Below are 858 nucleotides of genomic sequence, written 5' to 3' on the forward strand. Positions count from 1 at the left end.
CAGCAGCACGGCCGCCACATCGTAGATCGTCATCGGCTCGCCTCCTTCACACGCTGCTGCACTTTGCGCTGCAGGCGACGTGACACCGGCACCTGTTTCCCGCTTTTCATGACCAGCATGCGGTCTGCCGTCTGATACATCGCCACGCATTCCACATTGACCACATACGACTGATGACAGCGCAGCAGCCGGCCGTCGAGCAATTCTGCCTCCTTCAGCGTTCCGTAATACTGGACCAGCCGATTCGCCGTGACCACTGACAAACGGTGAGGTCCGTCCGTCATGATGAACTCCAATTCAGTAAACGGAATACGTACAGTGGCTTGTTCATTATCCACCACAAAATCATCCGTCTCATGCGCCGACTCGTTGCGTTCCGCATAATGAAGCAGACATTTCTCAATGATTTCGCTCTGTTCATTAACCGGCAGCCCTTTATCGATAAAGGTCAGAGCCGACACCATATACTGATAGGAAATCGGCGCCAGTTCCGCATGCGTCGTCACGAACACCAGCACACCGTCCGGATCCAGCCTGCGGATTTCCTGTGCCGTCTCCAGCCCTTTGCGCTCTTCTCCTTTCAGCTCGATATCCAGAAAGTAAATCGGAATCCGCGCAGACAAATGAAGCTGGCCCAGGATATCTTCGCTCCTTGCCGTGACCAGCAGCCTGTCGTACGCTATATGATGTTTCCCGCAGATGGTCTCCACGATCTCCTTCAGACGCTGTGCCTGATGAACATCGTCCTCTAAAATAAAAATACTCATGTGAATCACTCTCTATCTTTGGATCAGATACGTTCCTGTGCGCCACACAACTTCAACACAATTCAGAATAATGTAAGAGTTGCGTCGCACA

The 858-nt window shown here is 52.3% G+C and carries 1 protein-coding gene; it reads right to left on the reverse strand.

Annotation, left to right across the window (positions count from 1 at the left end):
- Window positions 1-29 precede the first annotated feature (29 nt).
- Window positions 30-767 (reverse strand): response regulator transcription factor, encoded by a 738-nt coding sequence (locus NCCP2331_RS18275; RefSeq protein WP_153723047.1) that lies wholly within the window; start codon window positions 765-767, stop codon window positions 30-32.
- Between the last annotated feature and the right edge of the window lie 91 nt (window positions 768-858).

The organism is Sporosarcina sp. NCCP-2331 (genome assembly GCF_023707945.1).
Lineage (GTDB): Bacteria > Bacillota > Bacilli > Bacillales_A > Planococcaceae > Sporosarcina > Sporosarcina cascadiensis.

Excerpts from the sequence above, each read along its gene's own strand:
- NCCP2331_RS18275 (WP_153723047.1), bottom strand. The coding sequence starts at position 767 with ATGAGTATTTTTATTTTAGAGGACGATGTTCATCAGGCACAGCGTCTG.